This window comes from Chryseobacterium sp. 2VB, assembly GCF_005503635.1.
Lineage (GTDB): Bacteria > Bacteroidota > Bacteroidia > Flavobacteriales > Weeksellaceae > Chryseobacterium > Chryseobacterium cupriresistens.
Genome location: NZ_SCNC01000002.1, coordinates 1 through 20,902, shown reverse-complemented (window position 1 = coordinate 20,902; position 20,902 = coordinate 1). Strand labels below are relative to the sequence as shown.

23 protein-coding genes are annotated in these 20,902 nt (G+C 37.9%); 13 read left to right on the top strand and 10 right to left on the bottom strand.

The annotated features are described in order from the left end of the window. Positions 1-17: 17 nt before the first annotated feature. From FFS26_RS02170 to FFS26_RS02140, 7 genes are all read left to right on the top strand, one after another. Positions 18-527 carry a hypothetical protein gene (locus FFS26_RS02170; protein ID WP_110009430.1) on the top strand — a complete coding sequence of 170 codons (510 nt, stop codon included), beginning with the start codon at positions 18-20 and terminating at the stop codon, positions 525-527. Beyond that, the gene (locus FFS26_RS02165; protein ID WP_137904161.1) at positions 524-1,069 is read left to right on the top strand and encodes a GNAT family N-acetyltransferase; all 546 of its coding nucleotides are present in this window, start codon (positions 524-526) and stop codon (positions 1,067-1,069) included. Before FFS26_RS02170 ends, FFS26_RS02165 begins: the two co-directional genes overlap by 4 nt. 3 nt (positions 1,070-1,072) lie before the next feature. Next, positions 1,073-2,251, top strand: a complete 1,179-nt coding sequence (trpB, locus tag FFS26_RS02160; RefSeq protein WP_137904160.1) for a tryptophan synthase subunit beta — start codon at positions 1,073-1,075, stop codon at positions 2,249-2,251. A 95-nt stretch (positions 2,252-2,346) separates the two neighbouring features. Further along, a complete protein-coding gene (gene trpA / locus FFS26_RS02155; protein WP_110009433.1) occupies positions 2,347-3,081 on the top strand; it encodes a tryptophan synthase subunit alpha in 735 nt (244 codons plus the stop codon). Between the two features lie 31 nt (positions 3,082-3,112). Next, positions 3,113-3,841 (top strand): lipoyl(octanoyl) transferase LipB, encoded by a 729-nt coding sequence (gene lipB, locus FFS26_RS02150; protein WP_110009434.1) that lies wholly within the window; start codon positions 3,113-3,115, stop codon positions 3,839-3,841. Between the two features lie 549 nt (positions 3,842-4,390). After that, entirely contained in the window at positions 4,391-5,350 is a 960-nt protein-coding gene (locus FFS26_RS02145; protein ID WP_137904159.1) for a protein-glutamine glutaminase, read from the top strand. Between the two features lie 105 nt (positions 5,351-5,455). Beyond that, a complete protein-coding gene (locus FFS26_RS02140) occupies positions 5,456-5,731 on the top strand; it encodes a hypothetical protein (RefSeq protein ID WP_137904158.1) in 276 nt (91 codons plus the stop codon). 6 nt (positions 5,732-5,737) lie between these two features. On the opposite strand, the gene FFS26_RS02135 is transcribed toward FFS26_RS02140, so the two are convergent. Beyond that, positions 5,738-6,490 (bottom strand): SDR family oxidoreductase, encoded by a 753-nt coding sequence (locus FFS26_RS02135; RefSeq protein ID WP_137904157.1) that lies wholly within the window; start codon positions 6,488-6,490, stop codon positions 5,738-5,740. A 234-nt stretch (positions 6,491-6,724) separates the two neighbouring features. Here FFS26_RS02135 and FFS26_RS02130 point away from each other — a divergent pair, with 234 nt between their 5' ends. The 4 genes from FFS26_RS02130 to FFS26_RS02115 all read left to right on the top strand — a co-directional run bounded on the left by FFS26_RS02130 (position 6,725) and on the right by FFS26_RS02115 (position 8,866). Beyond that, the gene (locus FFS26_RS02130; RefSeq protein WP_110009438.1) at positions 6,725-7,357 is read left to right on the top strand and encodes an NAD(P)H-dependent oxidoreductase; all 633 of its coding nucleotides are present in this window, start codon (positions 6,725-6,727) and stop codon (positions 7,355-7,357) included. 32 nt (positions 7,358-7,389) lie between these two features. Then, complete coding sequence (locus FFS26_RS02125) at positions 7,390-7,827, top strand: MarR family winged helix-turn-helix transcriptional regulator (protein WP_062670961.1); 438 nt, start codon at positions 7,390-7,392, stop codon at positions 7,825-7,827. Further along, positions 7,824-8,249 carry an organic hydroperoxide resistance protein gene (locus FFS26_RS02120; RefSeq protein WP_137904156.1) on the top strand — a complete coding sequence of 142 codons (426 nt, stop codon included), beginning with the start codon at positions 7,824-7,826 and terminating at the stop codon, positions 8,247-8,249. Before FFS26_RS02125 ends, FFS26_RS02120 begins: the two co-directional genes overlap by 4 nt. Positions 8,250-8,431: 182 nt before the next feature. Further along, a complete protein-coding gene (locus FFS26_RS02115; protein ID WP_137904155.1) occupies positions 8,432-8,866 on the top strand; it encodes a hypothetical protein in 435 nt (144 codons plus the stop codon). Positions 8,867-8,912: 46 nt separating this feature from the next. On the opposite strand, the gene FFS26_RS02110 is transcribed toward FFS26_RS02115, so the two are convergent. The 9 genes from FFS26_RS02110 to FFS26_RS02070 all read right to left on the bottom strand — a co-directional run bounded on the left by FFS26_RS02110 (position 8,913) and on the right by FFS26_RS02070 (position 18,320). Continuing rightward, entirely contained in the window at positions 8,913-9,548 is a 636-nt protein-coding gene (locus tag FFS26_RS02110) for a peptide deformylase (protein ID WP_137904154.1), read from the bottom strand. 160 nt (positions 9,549-9,708) lie between these two features. Next, on the bottom strand, positions 9,709-10,581 hold the full coding sequence (locus FFS26_RS02105; protein WP_137904153.1) for a ChaN family lipoprotein: 873 nt from the start codon (positions 10,579-10,581) through the stop codon (positions 9,709-9,711). Positions 10,582-10,699: 118 nt separating this feature from the next. Next, positions 10,700-11,728, bottom strand: coding sequence for a hemin-degrading factor (locus FFS26_RS02100; RefSeq protein WP_110009443.1), 1,029 nt, complete (start codon positions 11,726-11,728; stop codon positions 10,700-10,702). 4 nt (positions 11,729-11,732) lie between these two features. Further along, a complete protein-coding gene (locus FFS26_RS02095) occupies positions 11,733-12,383 on the bottom strand; it encodes a class I SAM-dependent methyltransferase (protein WP_137904152.1) in 651 nt (216 codons plus the stop codon). A 2-nt stretch (positions 12,384-12,385) separates the two neighbouring features. Next, positions 12,386-13,159 carry a heme ABC transporter ATP-binding protein gene (locus FFS26_RS02090; RefSeq protein ID WP_110009445.1) on the bottom strand — a complete coding sequence of 258 codons (774 nt, stop codon included), beginning with the start codon at positions 13,157-13,159 and terminating at the stop codon, positions 12,386-12,388. Further along, positions 13,159-14,166 carry a FecCD family ABC transporter permease gene (locus FFS26_RS02085; RefSeq protein ID WP_410493491.1) on the bottom strand — a complete coding sequence of 336 codons (1,008 nt, stop codon included), beginning with the start codon at positions 14,164-14,166 and terminating at the stop codon, positions 13,159-13,161. Before FFS26_RS02085 ends, FFS26_RS02090 begins: the two co-directional genes overlap by 1 nt. A gap of 16 nt (positions 14,167-14,182) precedes the next feature. Next, positions 14,183-15,061 carry a hemin ABC transporter substrate-binding protein gene (locus tag FFS26_RS02080; protein ID WP_137904151.1) on the bottom strand — a complete coding sequence of 293 codons (879 nt, stop codon included), beginning with the start codon at positions 15,059-15,061 and terminating at the stop codon, positions 14,183-14,185. Positions 15,062-15,082: 21 nt separating this feature from the next. Next, positions 15,083-16,198 carry an HmuY family protein gene (locus tag FFS26_RS02075; protein ID WP_228449375.1) on the bottom strand — a complete coding sequence of 372 codons (1,116 nt, stop codon included), beginning with the start codon at positions 16,196-16,198 and terminating at the stop codon, positions 15,083-15,085. 16 nt (positions 16,199-16,214) lie between these two features. After that, positions 16,215-18,320 (bottom strand): TonB-dependent receptor plug domain-containing protein, encoded by a 2,106-nt coding sequence (locus FFS26_RS02070; protein WP_137904149.1) that lies wholly within the window; start codon positions 18,318-18,320, stop codon positions 16,215-16,217. Positions 18,321-18,415: 95 nt separating this feature from the next. On the opposite strand from FFS26_RS02070, the gene FFS26_RS02065 reads away from it, so the two are divergent. Both FFS26_RS02065 and FFS26_RS02060 read left to right on the top strand, forming a co-directional pair. Further along, complete coding sequence (locus FFS26_RS02065; RefSeq protein WP_137904148.1) at positions 18,416-19,222, top strand: T9SS-dependent choice-of-anchor J family protein; 807 nt, start codon at positions 18,416-18,418, stop codon at positions 19,220-19,222. A gap of 193 nt (positions 19,223-19,415) precedes the next feature. Further along, positions 19,416-20,708 (top strand): T9SS type A sorting domain-containing protein, encoded by a 1,293-nt coding sequence (locus FFS26_RS02060; RefSeq protein ID WP_110009451.1) that lies wholly within the window; start codon positions 19,416-19,418, stop codon positions 20,706-20,708. The last annotated feature ends 194 nt before the right edge of the window (positions 20,709-20,902 follow it).

Below are 20,902 nucleotides of genomic sequence, written 5' to 3'. Positions count from 1 at the left end.
CATAAAAACACACAAGGATGAATATACATTTGCTCAAAAAGACATTTTACAAAACCTTATTTCCCCCTAAATTCGGGAATGAAAAAATCCAGAATCTGTACCATTTTGTTGCACAGAACGACAGCAATACAGAACATTGGGAAGCAGGTGGATTATTGTCCGATTTCATTTGTATTATTAAAGATTTTGAAGAAAGTGATATCCAGTATTTTTTTGAAAGAATCAGTTTATGGAACAGTTATTATCTGGTGATTATTTCAGATAAATTTTTGGAAAACCATGTAAAATCCAGTGTAAAGTATGACCTGGGATTAATTTATTCTAAAATTTTTCTGCTTTACGAGGATTCCGATCCTTATTTTCTGATTGACAACCTGGAAATTGCCATTACCATGTATCAGTCGAAAATAGATAAAGCAACCTTAATTGATTTAATGCATAAAATAGAATTATTGTATTATAAAAAACTGATTACCAAACAGCAATACGATTACCATCTCACATTTATTAATAGTTTGAACCCATGAAATATCAGGTAAAAGAAACGAAAGATTTAACAGAAGCCGAAATAAAACACATCCTGGAACTTTGGGATATTTCTGCATGGAACACCATGAAATCATCCTACTTCCGCTCTTTTTTTAAAGACTCGGAATTTCATTTTCTGATGGATATGGATGAAAGCATATTGGCCGTTATGAGAGTGAACTTTGATTTCACCTTACAAATAGCAGACACCGGTTATTCCTTTGCGGAAGCCGTAGGACTTGTTTCTGCTCATAAAAAGAAAGGATATGGTGCTGCATTGGTAAACAATTTCAAAGAAAATGTTATTCAGAGAAATTTAGAGACAATTGGTTTCTGCCACGCTGATCTTCGTTCCTTTTATGAAAAATGTGACATAGAAATCCTCCATGACAAGGCCAAAATGATCAAAGAAAGTGTCGGCCCGGAGTGGGTAAATTCTGAAGATGATGATATTTTGATTTTTCATACCTCGCAGAAAAGAAAAGAGCTGCTCAACCAGCTGAGTGTACAAAACAACGCTTATTTAATGACTAAAGAATAAAAAATGAATTATAAAACCCCCGATGAAAACGGATATTATGGAGAGTTTGGAGGTGCTTTTATCCCCGAAATGCTCTATCCTAATGTAGAAGAACTGCAAAAAAACTATCTTGAAATCATAGAATCTGAAGATTTTCAGGTAGAATATCAGGATTTACTGAAAAATTATGTCGGAAGAGCTACGCCCCTCTATTTTGCTAAAAACTTAAGTCAAAAATACCAGACACAGATTTATTTGAAACGGGAAGACCTCAACCATACGGGAGCTCACAAGATCAATAATGCTCTGGGGCAGGTTCTGTTGGCAAAACGTCTTGGAAAAACCAGAATCATTGCGGAAACCGGAGCAGGACAACATGGTGTTGCCACAGCTACAGCGTGTGCTTTGCTTGGTCTTGAGTGCATTGTTTATATGGGAGAAATTGATATCCAGAGACAAGCCCCAAACGTAGCGAGAATGAAAATGCTGGGAGCAGAAGTAGTAGCAGCAACTTCAGGATCAAAAACCCTGAAAGATGCGGTAAATGAAGCATTAAGAGACTGGATCAACAATCCTGTGACGACTCATTATGTGATTGGAAGTGTAGTGGGACCTCATCCTTTTCCGGATCTTGTAGCACGATTCCAGAGTATTATTTCAAAGGAAATCAAAGAACAGCTTAAAGAGAAAATCGGAAGAGAAAATCCGGATTATGTGATTGCCTGTGTGGGCGGAGGAAGTAATGCAGCAGGGACCTTTTATCATTTCGTAGAAGAAAAAGAGGTGAAAATCATTGCTGCTGAAGCCGGAGGATTGGGAGTAAATTCCGGAAAATCGGCTGCTACTACTTTTCTGGGAACGCTTGGTGTTCTTCACGGAAGCAAAAGTCTTGTGATGCAGACAGCAGACGGCCAGGTTATTGAGCCGCATTCTATTTCTGCCGGACTGGATTACCCGGGAATCGGGCCTTTTCATGCGCATTTATTTAAAGAAAAAAGAGCTGAATTCTTTAGTATTAATGATGATGAAGCTTTGAAATGTGCCTTTGAACTCACCAGACTGGAAGGAATTATCCCTGCACTGGAAAGCTCTCATGCGCTGGCTGTTCTGGATAAGAAGAAATTTAATGAAAATGATGTTGTGGTCATTTGCCTGAGCGGCCGTGGAGATAAGGATATGGAAACGTATCTGAAGAATTTGTAAAATGTCGGATGTAAAATGTACAATGTACTTTCTCACCTCAGTTTAATACTACTTTATACATTGTACTTTGTACGTTATACTTTAATACAATAAAAATGAAAAAACTAAATATATACTTCACAGCAGGAATTCCACAACTGGAAGATACCGCTGATATTATACAACTGATTCAGGATTCCGGGGCTGATATGATTGAAATCGGAATGCCTTATTCTGATCCTGTAGCAGACGGCCCTGTCATCCAGAAAGCTCACGAACTGGCTTTACAAAACGGAATGACGATCGAAAAACTGTTATCTCAGCTAAAAGCCATCAAAGACAAAATCAACATTCCAATTATTCTGATGGGATATATCAATCCGGTATTGAGTTTCGGATTTGAGAAATTCTGTGCAGCATGTTCGGAAAGTGGAGTTTCAGGGCTGATCCTTCCTGATCTTCCTCCTATTGAGTTTGAGAAAAACTATCAACATATCTTAAAACAATATCATCTTAATTTCACTTTTCTTGTAACACCGGAAACCTCCGATGAAAGGATGATCTACCTGGATTCATTAAGTTCAGGATTTCTTTACGCAGTAAGTTCTTCTTCCACTACCGGAAATGAAAATGCGGTTTTAAAGAACGAGGACTATCTTTCCAGGCTCGCTGCTCTTCCACTTAAAAATCCGGTGATGATCGGGTTTGGAATTAAATCGAAAGATGACTTCGAAAATGTGACGGAAAAAGCGGATGGCGGTATCATCGGAACCGCTTTTGTGAATATTTTGCTTAAGGATAAAGACTGGAAGAAAAGTGCCATAGATTTTATCCATTCCATAAAAGGGTAAAATTCACTAAATTTGTATATCAAAAATTGAAATGAATACAAATCAAAATAAAGCAGTAGAATTTGAAGATTTAGGAATCAAAGAATATCAGCCAGCCTGGGATTATCAGGAGCAACTGATGAAAAACATCATTGATACCAAAATAAAAAACAGAGATCTTCCTGCGGAACAGCATAGTATTACTCCCAACCACCTTCTTTTCGTAGAGCATCCTCACGTATACACTTTAGGAAAAAGCGGACATGAAGAAAATATGCTTGCCGGTATTGATAAGCTGAAAGAAATTGAGGCTACCTTCGTGAAAGTAAACCGCGGTGGAGATATTACCTATCATGGCTATGGACAAGTTGTAGGTTATCCTATTCTGGATCTTGAAAACTTTTTCACGGATATTCATTTATATATGAGAAATCTGGAAGAAGTGATCATCAGAACCATTGCCGAATATGGTATTAAAGGAGAACGTTCCCCGGGAGAAACCGGAGTATGGCTGGATGTAGGAAAACCTTACGCCAGAAAAATGTGTGCTATGGGAGTAAAAGCTTCCCGTTGGGTAACTCTTCACGGCTTTGCATTGAATGTGAATACGGATATGCGTTATTTTGAATACATTATTCCGTGTGGGATCAAAGATAAGCAGGTTACTTCGTTAAAAAGAGAGCTTGAAAGAGAACTGACACCTGAAGAAATGGAAGAACTGAAAGCAAAGATCAGAAAACATTTCGCGGATGTTTTTCAGGCAGAATTGATTTACAAATAGCCAAGTTTAATACAATATAATAAGCCCGGTTTCAATCGTTGAAACCGGGTTTTTATTTTTATGATAATGTTATTTTTATTCGCTTAGACTATCCGCAACATTTGTAATTCCGCAGGATCTATACCTCAAAATCTATTTTAAAATTCTTCTTGCTTTTCAGAATTCTACTATTATTGAGACTTTTTTTAGATTTAATCCGTATTACATAGTTTAGATTCCTACGGAATGGACAAAGTATAAATAGACTTATCTTATTGAAGAACATTTGTATGTCAGGAATAAACTATCCATCCACCTTGTCCATTCCGTAGGAATCCAGATCTCGAAATTCTATTTTAAAATTTTCTATGTTTCAAAATTCTACTATTAAAAACCTAAGGTTTTTTAGTTGTTTTCAATATTATAAAACCAATAAAACAACAGAATAATGTATTTTTTTCAAAAAAAATCTTGCATATATTTTAATTTTTATTACTTTTAATGTCACAAATAAGTGAACTATCATAATTAAAAAGTTCACTGAAAAACTAACCACAAAATATAAAAACTATGAAAAAATTTCTGTTATCCATGATGGTATTCGTGACGGTACTGTCAGTGAATTCCTGCTCAGATTCAGCTGCCAACCAGGATCCTAATCTTGTAGCCAAGGAGTCTAATGAAATTGCAATGAAAGATTTCGGCAAAACTGTTCCGGTAGGGATTGAAAAAGAAGATGGAAAATTTAAAATCTCATTTATGGTTACTGCACAGCCGTACGAAATTGCGGACAGTAAAGAGAATGCAGGTTATATTTCCATGATCAGACAGGCTGTTGAAAACGAAACTCCTGTTCATGTTTTCCTTAAAGCCAATACCAATAAAATTGCGAAAGTAGAAAAAGCAACTGCTGATGACATCCGTTATTTCAAATCGGTATTCAACAAGAAAGAAAGAGGAGAAAGTAACAAGGCAGTAAGTGTTATTCCAAATCTTGCTACGTTAAACAGTCTTTTTACCCAGATCAAAAACCAGGCTTGTGGAACTTCTACGGCATCTTCACCATGTATCACATTCAGATATCCAGTGGATGGATGCTATGCAAGAGCGCACAAAATGAGACAAATCCTTTTGAATGCAGGCTACGATTGTGAAAAGCAATTCGTGTATGGTAACCTTAGAGCATCTACAGGAACATGCTGTGTATCATGGGTATATCACGTAGCGATTTTAGTAAGCTTCAAAAATGCTTCAGGAATTGTTGAAAAAAGAATTATTGATCCGTCATTATTCTCCAGCGGACCGGTAACCGATTCTGCATGGAGAGCTGCTTGCACCAATACAAGCTGTGGATCTGCTTCAGTATCTTCTTATGCCAATACTGCAGGAAACGTATACTACAGAAGTCCATCAGGATCTCTGTTATATGATAACAATTATGTGAATACCAACTGTGTATTAAACATATTCTCATCCCTTTCCGGATGCTCTCCTTCCCCTGCACCTAGCGTAGCGAGCTGTGGATTCTAACTAATTTATATAGAGCTCCTGCCGATATTTTGATATATTGCAGGAGCTTTTTACTTAATCCTTTTTATTATGAAAGCCTGGTCCTATTTACTATTACTTTTTATTATGATTACATCCTGTTCCGGTAACTCCAGTTCACAGAACTTGACATGGTACAATAATGCCACGATTTCAAACATTATGGAAGATCCCGATAAACCCAATGAAGTGGTACGCGTCGCTATTGGAATCAGTGCGCAGGTTTTTTATCTCTCTAAAAAGTCACCGGAATACAAGAGCCTTATGGAAAAAGCTACCCAAAGCTTTAAAAAAGGTAAGGCCTATAATATTGGTATTGAAAATAAAACCAATATCATTAAAGAAATTAAAGAGGTCAAATAATCCGGATTATCTGATCACAGAAATTCCGGCATCCACTTTCACTTCTGCCCCATGGATATAGGACGCTTCTTCTGAAGCCAGAAACAGAACTACACTGGCTATTTCTGAAGGCTCTCCCTGTCTTTTAAAAGGAATTGTCGGAATAATATCATCAATAGCGCTTTCTATCTGCTCTCCGGTTAAACCTGTATTATTAAAAATATTGGTTTTGATATGTCCGGGACTTACTCCATTCACACGGATTCCACGTTCTGTAAGTTCTACAGCAAACGTTTTGATCATTGACTGCACTGCAGATTTGGCTGCAGAATACACCGAAAAATTAGGCATCGCAATATCCGTTGCCACTGAAGTATTGAAAATAACAGAGCTTCCGCTTTTCATTAATGGCAACATCTGCTGTACCGTAAAAAACGGTCCTTTCACCAGCATATTAAATAATTCGTCAAACTGATTTTCATCCACATATTCCACAGGTGCAAATCTTCCGTATCCTGCATTGGCAAAAACCAGATCAATATGTTCTGTATATTTTCTGATTTCATGCTGCAGCTTCATAAGATCTTTCATATTTCCGGCATTGGAAACAATTCCAAAAGCCTTTTCTCCAAGCTTCTCTAAAGCACTATTTACCGTTTCTTCGCTTCTTCCGGTAATGATCACAGATCCTCCTTCTTCAATGAATTTCTGAGCGGTTGCCAAACCCATCCCATTGGTTCCTCCGGTAATTAAAGCGGTTTTGTTTTTAAATCTCTGCATTGTTTTTAGTTTAAAATTCTAAGGCAAAGATTGGAATTCAAAGGCTTTGAAAAAATCCAGTTCTTGTGGAATTGAGTGGAAAGGCAAAAAGTCCATCAATAATTGTCATCAATAAAATCACTCAAAATTAAATTGCACACAATTAAATTGGCCATATATTTGTATTGTTAATTGAGTCAGTTCAAAACTGACATTGAATCATCAATAAGTAGTTTAATTTAAAACAAAAGAAAAATGTCATTAATAGAAAATCTAAACTGGAGACATGCTGTAAAAGCTTATGATCCTACCAAAAAAGTTTCACAGGAAGACCTTAATACGATTTTAGAATCAGCAAGACTGGCTCCTACTTCATCGGGCTTACAGCCGTTCAGAATTATTGTAGTGGAAAATCAGGAACTGAAAGAAAAAATGGTGGCGGGTGCTTTAAACCCTGAAGTAATGAGAGATTCTTCTCACGTTTTGGTCTTTGCAGCATGGGACAGTTATTCTAATGAAAAAATTGACAAAGTTTACGATTATCATACAGATGTAAGAGATCTTCCAAGAGGCCGCTTCGGAAGCTATACCGATAAAATTAAAGAAATATATGGTGCACAGACTCCTGAAGAGCATTTTGCCCACACTGCCCGCCAGACTTATATTGCCTTAGGAATTGCGCTTGCACAGGCTGCAGAACTTAAAATCGACAGTACTCCGGCGGAAGGATTCAGCAATGAGGTGGTAGATGAAGTACTGGGACTAAGAGAACTGGGATTAAAAAGTGTAAGCCTTTTATATCTTGGATACCGTGATGAAGCTAATGACTGGCTTTCTACTATGAAAAAAGTCAGAATTCCAATGGATGAATTTATCATAAAAAAGTAATACCTTCATCGAATCTTTCGCACCCCAAAATTATGGAAAATCCTAAAACACCTAAACTGGAAAACCAGATTTGTTTCCCATTGTATGTCATTGCCAAAGAAATTACAGGCCTTTACCGTCCTTTTCTTGATGAACTGGGCATTACCTATCCGCAATATCTTGTGATGATGATATTATGGGACGGTGACGGACTTACGGTAACCCATATCGGAGAAAAACTGTTTCTGGACAGTGGTACTTTGACCCCTCTTCTTAAAAGGCTGGAGTCTAAAGGATTTATTATCCGAAAAAGAAAAAAAGAGGACGAAAGAGTGGTTGAAGTATTTTTAGACGAAGCAGGAAAACAGCTTCAGCAAAAGGCTTGTGAAATTCCGGGGAAAATTCAGGAAAAACTGGGAATACAACCGGAAGAGCTGCTGCACCTTAAAGACACAGTCTTAAAAATATTAAACAAAATAGAAAATAAATGAAAACATTATATACCACTCAGGTCACTGCAAAAGGAGGAAGAAACGGACATGTGAAAAGTGAAAACGGAGTGCTGGATCTTGATGTAAGAATGCCGAAAGCTTTAGGAGGAGCCAATGATGATTTTGCCAATCCTGAAATGCTTTTTGCAGCAGGATATTCCGCATGTTTCGACAGTGCTCTGAACAGAGTGATCAGTCTTTCTAAAGTAAAAACAGGTGAAACAACAGTGACTGCTCAGGTGAGCATAGGTCAGCTTGAGAATGGCGGCTTCGGATTGGCAGCAGAACTGGATGTCAACATTTCCGGAGTTTCTCTTGAAGAGGCACAGGCCTTGACAGAAAAAGCACACCAGATCTGTCCTTATTCTAATGCGACCAGAAATAATATGGAGGTGAAACTATCAGTCACCAACAACGATTAATCCAATTTTTTTAAGCATAGTTATAACGAAAGGAGCTGTTTCCATGGAAACAGCTCCTTTTTATTTTTTTATTTTCCCACAGAATACGCTGATGACGCAGATGATAGAGGATAATTTTATGTATGCTAAATAATGCTTAAGAGTATCATTTATAATTCATCATTATTGAATATTTTTACGTAATGGAAATCATTATAGATATTGTTTGCCAGGTGTATGCAGGGCGAAAATCAAGAAAGACTATTGATTTGGTATTGAATACATTCCTTCCGGGATATGAAAAATTAAATCTCAATTATACTTTCCCAAGGCACGACAAAGATTATGTTTTTAAAACAGAGGACGAAATGATTGGTTATTTCATCGATACCCCGGCCATTGACCAAACTTTTTACTGGAATAAATACCATGATAATCCAGACAAAATAATGGTGGGCGCCAATATTACAGATGATGACAGGCTTATTATGAGCCTAACAATGGACACTACGGAAGAGAAAAGAGATATGTACTTCCATAAGCTAAAAGAAGTTTTACAATCAGATATCGGAGTAATTACCTATGTGTATCCTGCAGATTATGAAGATGGAGAAGATTTTATTATAAAATATGGATAGTACTCAATCTTGTCATCATTCATAACTTATCATTTATAATTCGTAATTACCTCCTGTCTTTATTTACATCACTTTTCTGATAGGCATCTACTTTTTTATAGGAATCATTTTTCTCTTTCTCTTTTTTGTCGGAAATCAGGATACCGAAAAGATGGTCGATTTCATGCTGGAAAATCACCGCAGTAAAACCTTCTACAATTTCTGAATATTTCTGCCCTTTCAAATCCACATATTCCAGTTGGATAACTTTGCTTCTGTAGAACTGATCTCTGAAATCAGGAATAGATAAATCACCTTCAGGACCGAGATTCTGAAGATCAGATCGCCAAACAATGACCGGGTTAATAAAATATTCCAGCGGTGTTCCTTCCTTATCAAAACGCTGCACCCAGATAATCTTCCTGTTGATTCCCACTTGTGGGGCTGCAATACCTACTCCGCCATCTGTTGAAAGAAGAGATTCTTTCATCCTTTTTACCAGAACAGCTGTATTCGGATCAAGAGGATCTGCTTCTGAAGAAATGTTCAGCAGGGTTTGGTGCTGATTATTATCCGTCGTCTGATAGATGGGTAACGCCGTGTTTACATCTCCCTGATTGATGATTGAAACTTCACTGGGAGTGAGTTTCTGAGCATTAAAAAATCCGGTAAAAAAGATCAGCAGAATGGGGATTTTTTTCATATGTTTTTGAATCTGATACAAAGGTAAATATTGTGGAGTAAAAATAATTTATTTAGCAATGAATTTTAAGTTTTGGCTAAAGCCGTTGCCTCTTTTAATTAAAAATGGTCGGGCTTAAGCCCGACCCTATTGAATATTTTTCTCTCAGAGATACGAAGGTTTAAAAAGTCTTCGTCATATCCGCAGGAATAATCAGATTGAAATCTGTCGGGATATAATCTTTGGCAGGTACTTTCAATTCAGGATCGTCTGATTCAAAAACAGAAATTACGGCCATTTTCAGATTTGGATTCTTCTGTTTGATATACCAATAGATTCCTCCGAATTCTTTGCTGTGATAGTTACCGTTGTAGTGGATAAAGGTCTTTCCGGGCTGGTAATTTTTCAGGATAGATTCAGCCATTGTAGCATCTTTTGTAGCCTGAGCTGAAATAAAATTCATCACTTTTGTTCCTTCGGCATGATCACCCATCATTTTTTTCATTTCCGGATATCCTGGAGTGTCTAACGTTACTTTAATCGGCAACCGGGCAATGTAGGTTTTCTCTTTTTCGCTTAATTTATTTAAGGATTCAAGACCTTCTTTGGCGGTTTGAGAGGCATATCTTCTTGGGATATTGGTAGCAACAAAATTTAGCTTTTTATCCTTAGCAAAATCTACCAAAGGCTTGTAATCGGTTGCATAATTGCTCCACAAACGGGCAGAATCTTTTAATGTTTTTGCATCAAATTTTCCGTTTAAATATTGATCCAGCTGTACCTGATTATCTCTTTCAAACATTTCCGCTCCTAAGATCAGCTGTCCGTTCTTTTTCGCAAACAGCGCTTCTGTAATCTTCAGCTGAAGCCAGTGATTGATGGAACTGTTATGATTTTCCCCAAAAAAGACCACATCATAATCTGCCAGTTCTTTTACCAGCTTTTCTGTCTTTATTTCTTTTCCTTTTTTATCATAAAACTGATATGCTTTTAAGTCCTGTGCCTTCAATGCACAGAAACCAGCCAGCAATATCGCTATGAAAATATGTTTCATTTTATTTTATTTTTAATCACAAATTACACAAATATTTCATCACCCGCAGATCGCATGCAATAAAAAAGACCGCTTTGAATTTTACAAACAAAACGGTCTCATTCAAATCATCTAATTATTATTTCTCTAAAGCTGCTACAAGGTCCTTCCACTCCTGAAGCTCAGGAATTCCAGGTTTTCTTTTTCCGAAGAACTGAACGATAAAGTCTCCTTCTTTGTTGAATACTTCGATAGCGGTTACTTCTCCGTCTTCAGTCGGCTTTTTCACGATCCATGCTTCTGCAATTTTCGTTACGTCAAGATGTAAATTGAAATCAGGATCCATTACATTGAACCATTGCTGGTGCCAAAGTGTTTTCTTCACATTTCCTGTGTGTATCTGGATAATCCCTCTGTTTCCAACGAAAGCCATGATTGGAACGTTCTTTTCAGAAGCATCTTCAAGGATATTCACCACTTTCGCATTATCAATTTTCTTAGCAAATCCTTCCGGAGCCAATCTTAATGCCTGCGTTCTGCTTACTCCGTATTTTCTGGTCATCATGAAGAAATCGTGGGTGTCTTTCAATTCCGTCCATGCTTTTTTGAATCCCTCCACATCAATGTCTGAATCTGCTTTTTCAGCCTGTTTTGGAGCGATTGCTTCAAAAGCCAATGTTTGATTCTGATCTTCCGCTCTGAATTTTTCTACGATCGCATTGAAAGCAGCTTCATTACTGTCCTTCGTCAGATAAATCTTGTGAAGTGCCAGACCATCTTTTCCGAAAAACTGAAGGCTTTTCTTCTCTCCTTCCAGTACTGCAAAAGCAAATTTCCAGTGGTTAAGGAAAATTCTGAGATCAATATCTTCACCCACAAAAAGCTGTGCATGAGGACTGCTGAAATCTCCGTTCAGGTAAGTCCCTTTTCTTTCATGAACACATTCATCATTACGGGTAAGCGCCATTACTTTTCCCAACTGCTCAGCTTCTGTAAGGATTCCCTGGAAATCCGGGTTCAGGACAGTAACGCCTTCTCCTATGCTTGTTGCCAATAATTCTGCCTCACTTACTTCTAACTGTGCTGCTGCATTTCTTATTCTGATATGTGGATTTTCTGCTTTCAGAGCTTCCCATTTTTCCTTTAAATCATTAACTAATGTGCTCATTACTTTACTTTTTTATGGTTAAAATTGTATAAATTCTTCGTATGGTTTCGTTTCCTGTTTTACTTTTTATTTCTTCTTCTCTTTCAGAAGTTTTCATCCTTTTAAATTGGCTTTTGGAGACCAGCTCTTCCATTTCACTGTTGCTGTACAAGGTGAAATCATATTCCGTAAACGGCAGTTTTTCCATGAATTCTCTTTGTCCGAACGTAAGAACAAATGTTCCGTCATCTTTTAAAACCCTATAGATTTCGTTTAAGAATTCCACGGGATTTTCCCAGAAGTACACGGTATTGACTGTAAATATTTTATCAAAAGTTTCATCTTTGAAAGGAAGTTTCTTCCCTTCGTATAAAACAAATTCTGCCTGACTTTCAAATTCTTTATTGAGCCTTTTGGCTTCATTGTGCATGGTTTCGGAAATATCAATGCCAATGTATTTCAGGTTTCTGGCAAGGCTCATGATACTTTTCAGGTGTGCGGCATTCCCGTGTCCTATTTCAAGGATTTGCTGGCCGTCATCAATCACAAGTGTTTTGATACTTTCTAACGTCATGCTGATGTTAGTGGCATTCATCATTTCACCAATCTCGATGCCTTTTTCACCCTGAGGGTTGGCAAGATTCTGTGCGAGGATTTTGAGTTCTTCTTTTTCCATGGTTATCCAAAAATGATCATTGGGTTACTGGTAATAGGGTGTCCGCAGATGGTACAGGGAAAATTATAGGCATTGCTGATATTTTCTTCAGTAAAAACTTCCTGTGGGGTTCCATAGGCAGAAACCTGTCCTGATTTCATTAATAAAATCTTATCTGCAAACTGGGCAGCAAGGTTCAGATCATGCAAAACAACAATAGCACTGTTGGCTTTTTTGGTGAAATTTTTTATAATTTCCAATGCTTTGTACTGATGTTTTATATCTAAATTATTCAATGGTTCGTCCAGAAAAACCAGTTTGTGGGCGATGTCATTTTCAAGCTGAGCCATCACTCTGGAAAGATGTACACGCTGCTTTTCTCCTCCCGAAAGGGTATTGTATTCTCTTTCTTTGAGATGAAAAATATCGGTTTCGTACATCATATTATTCATCGCCTCAAGATCTTCTTTTCCGGGCCGGGCATCAAAATAAGGATACCTTCCCATCATGATCACGTCCTTTACTTCAAGCGGAATATCATTGCTGTTATGCTGCGAGAACTTGGCTTTGTGTTTAGAAAGTTCCCGGATATTCCATTCTCTGATGGGTTTATCTTTAAACAGAACTTTGTTATTTCCGGATTTCACTTCATCTGCCAATACACTCAAAAGGCTTGACTTCCCTGCTCCGTTCGGTCCCACAATGGCCAGAAATTCGCCGTATTCCAGAGAGACATCTACCCCATCCAGAATCCTGAATTCTTTATGTTGATAATTTATCTGGTGTGCCTTGATCATTACAGTGATTTTTTAAATTTAACCAAAATAGCGATAAAAATAGGTCCTCCCATTAAGGCTGTTAAAATTCCGATTGGCAGTTCTGACGGTGCCACAATACTTCTGCTGAATGTGTCTGCCGTTAATAACAAAATGCTTCCGCACATTGCCGATAATGGCAAAATAAAAACATAATTGGATTTGAATAAAAGCCTTAAAATATAAGGTACAATAAGCCCTACAAAACCAATGGTACCTGAAAATGCCACACACGTTCCCACCATTAAAGCCACGGTGATGATGATCTGCTTTTTCAGTCTTTCCACATTGATTCCCAGATGCTGTGCATCTTTTTCTCCCAGCATCATTGCATTTAAGGCTTTTCCTTTGGGTAATAAAATGATGTAGGCGATGGTGATCACAATGGCGAGAATGATATTCTTCGTCCATGTTGCTGCGGCCAGGCTTCCCAGGTTCCAGAAAGTAAGATCTCTGAGCTGTTCATCTTTTGAGATATAGATCAAAAATCCGGTTATCGAAAACCCGATAGCCGTTATGGCAACTCCGGTAAGCAGCATCATGACTACATTTGTTTTCCCTCCGCTTGTTGAAATTCTGTAGACCAGCATCATGGATAAAAAAGAACCGATAAAAGCGGCTATTCCTACCAGTGAAAATTGTACAGCTTCAGGAAGATATTCTTTGAAATGTCCTCCTAAAACAATCGCAATAGCTGCCAGCAATGTTGCTCCTGATGTAAGTCCTATTAAATCTCCCGTTGCCAGAGGATTCTTGAAAAGTCCCTGAAGGCTCGTCCCGGAAACCGACAACATACTTCCTACTAAAATGGCCATGATAATCCTGGCTGCCCTTACGTCCCAGATCACATATTTATCACTGAGTGACAAACCGGAATCTCCTTTTATAAATTGCCACAGAGCCCTGAACGGAGAATTTTCTCCGAAATCATAAACTCCTGTATTAAGTGACAGTACTGCTATAATGGCAAGCAGTACCGCACTTATCATTAGATAAAAGTATAATTTACTTGGTGCTTTCAATTAAAAGTTTGTTTAATTCTACTGCTGCTTCTCCTACTCTTGGTCCAAAACCTGATACCAAACCTCCGTCCATTGCAATGATTTTCTTGTTTTTACCTGCATTGGTCTGAGATACTCCCGGCATTTTTAGCGCTCCTTCGTTTCCTCCTGCTCCCTGTAAACCGGTTTCGAAGAAAAATAGCACATCAGGATTAGCTTTTACAACGGCTTCCGGTGTCAATGGTTTGAAATCTTCAAAATCAGTTACTGCATTTTCTCCTCCTGCGAGGGTAATCAATGAAGCCATTGGGGTATTTTTACCACTCACCATCAGCATATTTCCTCTTGCGTAGATGAACAATACCTTGGGCTTTTTAGCAATAGGCTGTACTTGCTTTAAGTCAGCATCAATTTTATCATTTAATTTCTGATAATCTGTATTTCCGATCGCTTTTGCTACCTGCTCGATCAGTTTTTTGGTTCCTTCAACCGTATATTCCTGTTTGAAAACTTCGGTTTGAATCCCTGAGGATTTGATTTTCCCCATTAATTCCGGGTTGATATCTTTATCAGAAGCCAGAATCAATGTTGGGTTTACAGCCATGATCGGTTCAATTGTCATTGATCTCATGTGTCCTAAATCTTTTGCTGTAGCTTTTAATGAAGCAGGATAGGTGCTGGTAACATCAGTTCCCACGATTTCTTTTTCGTGACCTAAAGCAGCTACGATTTCAGTAATTCCTCCGTTTAATGTTACTATTTTATTGTTGGTTTTGGGTGCTTCTGAACTGGCTTCTGTTGTATTTTCTTTTGCTCCTGTCTCCGCTTTTTTGCAAGAATATACTGCTACAAGAACAGAAGCTGCAAGGATGAATTTTTTCATGATATACTATTATTTGATTATTTATAAAGGTTCGAATTCAAAATTGGTGTATCCTCTTTCTCCTTTTGTATTTTTCATGGTATTGAATCTCAGCTTGAAATAAAAACCTTCAGCGTCTTTCAATACAAAGAAACGGTCTGCATACACAAAAGGAACAGGATTGGATGCCGTACCGGTAGTGGTTCTCCATTTATCCCCGATAGCCCTCTGGTCATTGAAAACAAATTTTGAAGGCTCTACATCTTTCAGTTTAAATGAACTGTAAGCAGCATCAAGACTTCCCGTAACTGTTACCTGGTAAGCACCTACTCCATTCAAAGTATTGGTTGTTACAAAATCTGCATAAAAATAGCTACCTGCACTGGTTGTAGGTCCCATGAACACTTCATTGGTAAATGTTGTGAATGCCAGATCCCATTTCTTTTTCTTTGGCTGAATTTTTACCGGGGTTCCTGTTTTCAGATTGAAGAATGAGAAGCTGTATTCTGTATCTTTTGTAATGATATATTCTTTGATGTCTGCTTCTGCTGCGTTCACGTCACCATAACGGATTTTATATCCATTCTGAGCTCTCAGGATCTGAATTTTTTTCCATCCTCTCGGATCACCGGACAATGAAACTGAACCAGCTCCGATATTGGCAGAAGAAGGTATTTCTCTTCCCAGATTGATCAGATATACAGGGTTGTCAGCATCATTTTCTTTGATGGCATCAATTCCTGAAGTCTGATTCAGGAAGTCACCATTAGGATTGTCAACATATTTCATATTGGCAGCATCAAATGTTCCTACCTGGGCAATATCTTTTAAACTTGAAATATCAGCTTCCTTTACTTTACTGATGTCTGATGCGTTGGGTATTTTGATTACCGTCATGGCAAGAGATCCATTCATGATCACTCTGTAGGCATCGCCGCTGTAAAAACCAAGATCCCAGTCTGTCCTGCTGTTGACCGCCGGATTGGTATAGTCACTTAAATCAATCCAAACCTGATTAGGTTCTGTAGGGCCGCCAATTGGTACACTTACTTCAGATCCCGTCATAGGTGGAACCGGAACCGGATCTTCGTCTGCAGAAAGACAAGACTGTGTGGCAGCCATGATGGAAAGAACAGATACTATTTTTAAATACTTCATAATCGTAACGTATTATTTAAAATTGAAACATTAATCGGGCAAAATAGCTTCTGCCATAATATAAATTAACAAACCCGTTCGCAGCGGTATGGGCTGAACCTGCTACTGCAGTAGAGTTTAATCTTGTGACATCGAATATATTTTTCACTCCTGCAGAAATTTCAAAGTGCTTATTCCAGAAAGGCTGGCTCACAATAAAATCCATCATATGGAAACTATCTATTTTTCCAAGGCGGAAGTCATTAGCTCCATCGGACACATAAATTCTGTCCGGACCTGTGAATTTGTAGTAAAGGGCAAAATTAGTGTCGGTACTTTTCAGTTTGTAAGTTGCTGAAGCGCCTGCCTGTAACAGATACTGAAAGTCTGTTGGGGAAGAAGATTTCAAATCAATCATCGATACTGATGTTCCGTTTACTGATCCTCTTAAAGACAGGGCAAACTGATCTTTTCTGAAATCTACATTAGCGGAGAATAGTAGATTTTTATAGGTATTAAGGTTCATATATTTATAGGTAGAAGGCTCCTTTACCATTACCATTTCAATCCTGTCACGTACATCAAGGTATAATGCGTCTACTCCATAAGCGATCTTCCAGCCATTATCTGCTGAAAAGTTCTGATTCCAGAAAAGTCCAGCAGAGAATCCTTTTTCAGGATTTAAATCCGGATTTCCTTGTACATCATGATTAAGATTTACAAAATAGGTGTACAACTCGTCATATTTTGGGAATCGGTTAGCCGATCCCACCACTGCTCTAAGATTTGAATTCTCAGAGGTTTTATATCTTGCTGATAAAGAATAGTTGTACTGATTATTAAAGTTTTCACTAAGGGAAAGTCTTACTCCCGGTCTTAAAGAGAATTTGTCTGACACATTCCATTCTGCAGAAAGGAAATTGGAGTAGGTAAATATTTTTCTCTTTACCGCTTCACCAAAGAAATCTCCGGCAATTAAAGCGGCATAGCCATTGGTATAGTCTAATTCATATCCTAACTGAAAGTCAAAAACCTTGCTGTCGAGGAAGTTGCTGAACATTCCTCTGGAGTAGATGACATCGGTCTTATAATAAGATTTTTCTTCCTGGCGGCTTTTGATTTGTCTGTTCGGGATATCGTAATTATAGTCGTAGTATTTTCTGTCCTGGTTCTGATACGAGAAATCGCCCATGTACCGGATGTGTCCCAGATTAGTCTGAATATTGAACTGGTGAATCCATCGGTCGGTATTATATCTTCTGTCTCTGCTTTCATACGAAACACCGCCCAAACCATCATTAAGAGGATTTCTGTTGACCTCCGGATTGTAGAAGTTGAATTTTTCATTCAGATAAGACAGTTTGTAAAAGAATGTCGTTTTATTTTTGGTATATCTTAATAAAGCAGACGCATCATACTGATCTTTCGGGTTCCATTCATACCCTCTCTGGTTATCCTGCCCGAAATATTTGTAGCCTTTGCTTTCCCCTTCATATCCCATAAACTGGTTATGGTTGAAATTGATGCTGGCAAACCATTCATTGCTGATGTTATAATCTACATTAAGGTTCTGAATATGCCTTCCGTTTCCTCTTTTCTTAAGATCATAGTTATCCCTTACTGTTTCTTCCTGTATCGAACCTCTAACACTGATCTTTTTTGTACTGTTTTTCTTGGTAATAATGTTGATAACCCCGGCAACGGCACCATTTCCATATTCAACCCCCATACTTCCTTTTACAATTTCTATTCTTTCGATATTGCTTAGAGTAATTTTGGTAAGGTCTATATTACTTCCCAGTCCTGTATCCCCTACTACCGGAATATTGTCTATAAGGATCTTTACATAATCACCATTAAGCCCCATGATATTGGCGGTGGAATTTCCTGAACGGGTATCCGGAGTGATCTGTATGTTAAGACTTTGATTCAAAACCTCTGCAACATTCGTTGCTGCCATATTTTTGATCTGTTCTGCATCAATAACATCAACCTTATATATCGATTTGTTAATGGACTGCTGCATGTACTGTCCTGTAATAACAACTTCTTCAATTTTCTTTTGATTAAGAGAATCCTTTTCTTGTGCATTTACCCATAAGGCCACGGATAATGATAGAACGGAAAGCACTTTCTTCTTCATAAGGGTACAAATTTTCGACAAATATAAAACTTTATTTAGACTCATTAAAAATAATTATATATTTTTGTATAATAATTCTAAATAAAAATAATGTTATGAAATTACAATTACTTTTAGGAGCTCTGATGTTGACTGCTTTAACTGCGAATGCTCAGGTATCCAACATCAATGAAAATTTCAACAATTTTACAGCAGGGAATACCACTTTCCCACAGTCTGGATGGTCTGCCATTGTTGCACCCATCACCGGTGAGTTTCCTCCTGTACCTCCAAGAATGATTGTAGCAGGAGATTCCAACAGGTTTGTCCAGTCGTATGCAGGAAACAATGCAACTGGTTCCTCTTACCTTATTACACCACAGATTGAAACTCCGACCGGAAACAAAACACTGACATTTGATACTACTTTAGTATCACCGTCTCCCGGCCCGGGAAGCATTCAGATAGGAATAGCATCCAATCCTGCTGATATGTCAACATTCGTTCCTGTAGGAAGTCCTATTAATGTATCAGTTATTGGTACAGTTCAGAATATCAGTGTTAATATTCCGGCATCCACAGGTTCATACATTGTATTTAAGTTCACTCCTACTGCTACTCACGTAGCCATTCAGGTGGATAATGTAGTGTATAACACGACCGCTTCTTTAGGCGTATCAGACAACCATACATCAACAGAAAATTTCAGATTTGCCTTAAATTCTGATCAGTCTGCAATAGAATTCATTGTCAAAAAAGATCCTAAAAACATTCAGATCTATTCTGCAGCAGGACAAAAAGCAGCGGAAGGGAAACTGAACGGACAAAGATTTGATATCAGCACGCTTCAGACAGGAGTATATTATATGAATATTGAGACTGCAGAAGGCAGATTGATCCAATCAAAATTTATTAAAAAATAAGGTTCATCAGACTATTATGACCTTTTTAAAGCCGACAGGAGTAATCCTGCCGGCTTTTCTATGTCCGATTTTCTCTGTTTATCATAAGAATTAAAATAAAAACACGATAAAAATCATGTTTTTATTTAGACTGATTAAAAATAATTATATATTTTTGTGGAATCATTCTAAATAAGGATTTAAAAAATAAATTATGAAAACAAAACTATTATTGGCTTCAGTACTGGCATTGTCTGTTCAGCAGACTGTTTTGGCGCAGACTGACGCGTTGGGATACTCACAGGTAAATATGACCATGGGAAGCGGATACCAAAACCGCGTGTTTGTAAACCTTGCAGATGGTAATATGGTTTCTCAGCCAGCCAATACGTGGGATATTGCTTTTTATAGAAATTCAAACTATGCATTCGGATCCAGAGTCAATGATGCTAAGGATATTGAAGTATTCAGTGCATCAACCAACTTAGCAGACTGGGATAACATCAGCATCAGCAATGAAGCTTCATGGGGAGATCCTCTTTATAATCCGGACCAGACCACTGACTGGAGCCAGGGAGCTTTTGAACAGGGACCAGTAACCTCTCCAAACCCCAATATTCCTTCAACCGGATGGGGCGTTTATAACCCGGTGAACCACCACATTCAGGGGAAAGCTATTTTTGTTTTAAAATATGCTTCAGGAACCTATATCAAGTTTGCCATTGAAGATGCTTTTGCAGGATATACCTTCAAGTATTCAAAATGGAACGGGACCTCATGGGGAGCTACGGAAACCAGAACCATCGCCAACGGGACAGATGATTCATATTTCAACTATTTCTCATTTGATACCGGAGAAAAAGTTCCCAATCTTGAGCCTTCCAGAACGGCATGGGATTTCGTATTCACCAAATATTACACGTTCTATATGGGTGTGCAGATGTACCCTCTTTCCGGAGCGATTCAAAGCCCGAACGTAAAAGTGGCAATGGTTCAGCCTGAAGCACAGCAAACAGCATCGTATGCAATTCCTGCCAATGCAAGTTTCTCATCTGCTATCACTACGGTAGGACACTCTTGGAAAGGGATCGGGACGGTGAAAAATGATGTGGTCTACTACGTCAAAAAAGGAAATGATTACTACAGAATGTACTTCACAACCAATGGTGGTGCCAGTACAGGAAATATGTATTTCAAATACAAAAAGATCACGGAAACGTTAGGGATAACTGAAGTTGGAAAAAAAGCATCATTCGGTATTTATCCTAATCCAACTACGGCAGATAAAAAAGTAACGGTTCTTTTTGATGTTAAAGAAAAAACAGGTAATAAGGGAAATGTAGAGGTCTATGACCAGACCGGGAAAAAGGTCTATTCAGCTGAACTTACCAACCAGGCTGGTTTTTATAAGCAGGATTTGAATCTTTCTACCCTTACTTCAGGAAATTACCTTGTAAAAATTACTTACGGTGGCCATTCGGAGACGAAAAAGCTTATCGTAAAATAAACTTTCTATTTTAATACTTTCTATTTTTTCTAATAAAAAGGCGGTTTCAGATTGTTGAAACCGCCTTTTATTTTCTATTGATGTCTCGTCCTGAAATAGCGATACACAAAAAAGAATCGTTATGGCAGAAACATTAACATCCACGTACATTAAACGTACACAGAAGGATTACAGTTTAAGTTTAAAACTTCAAA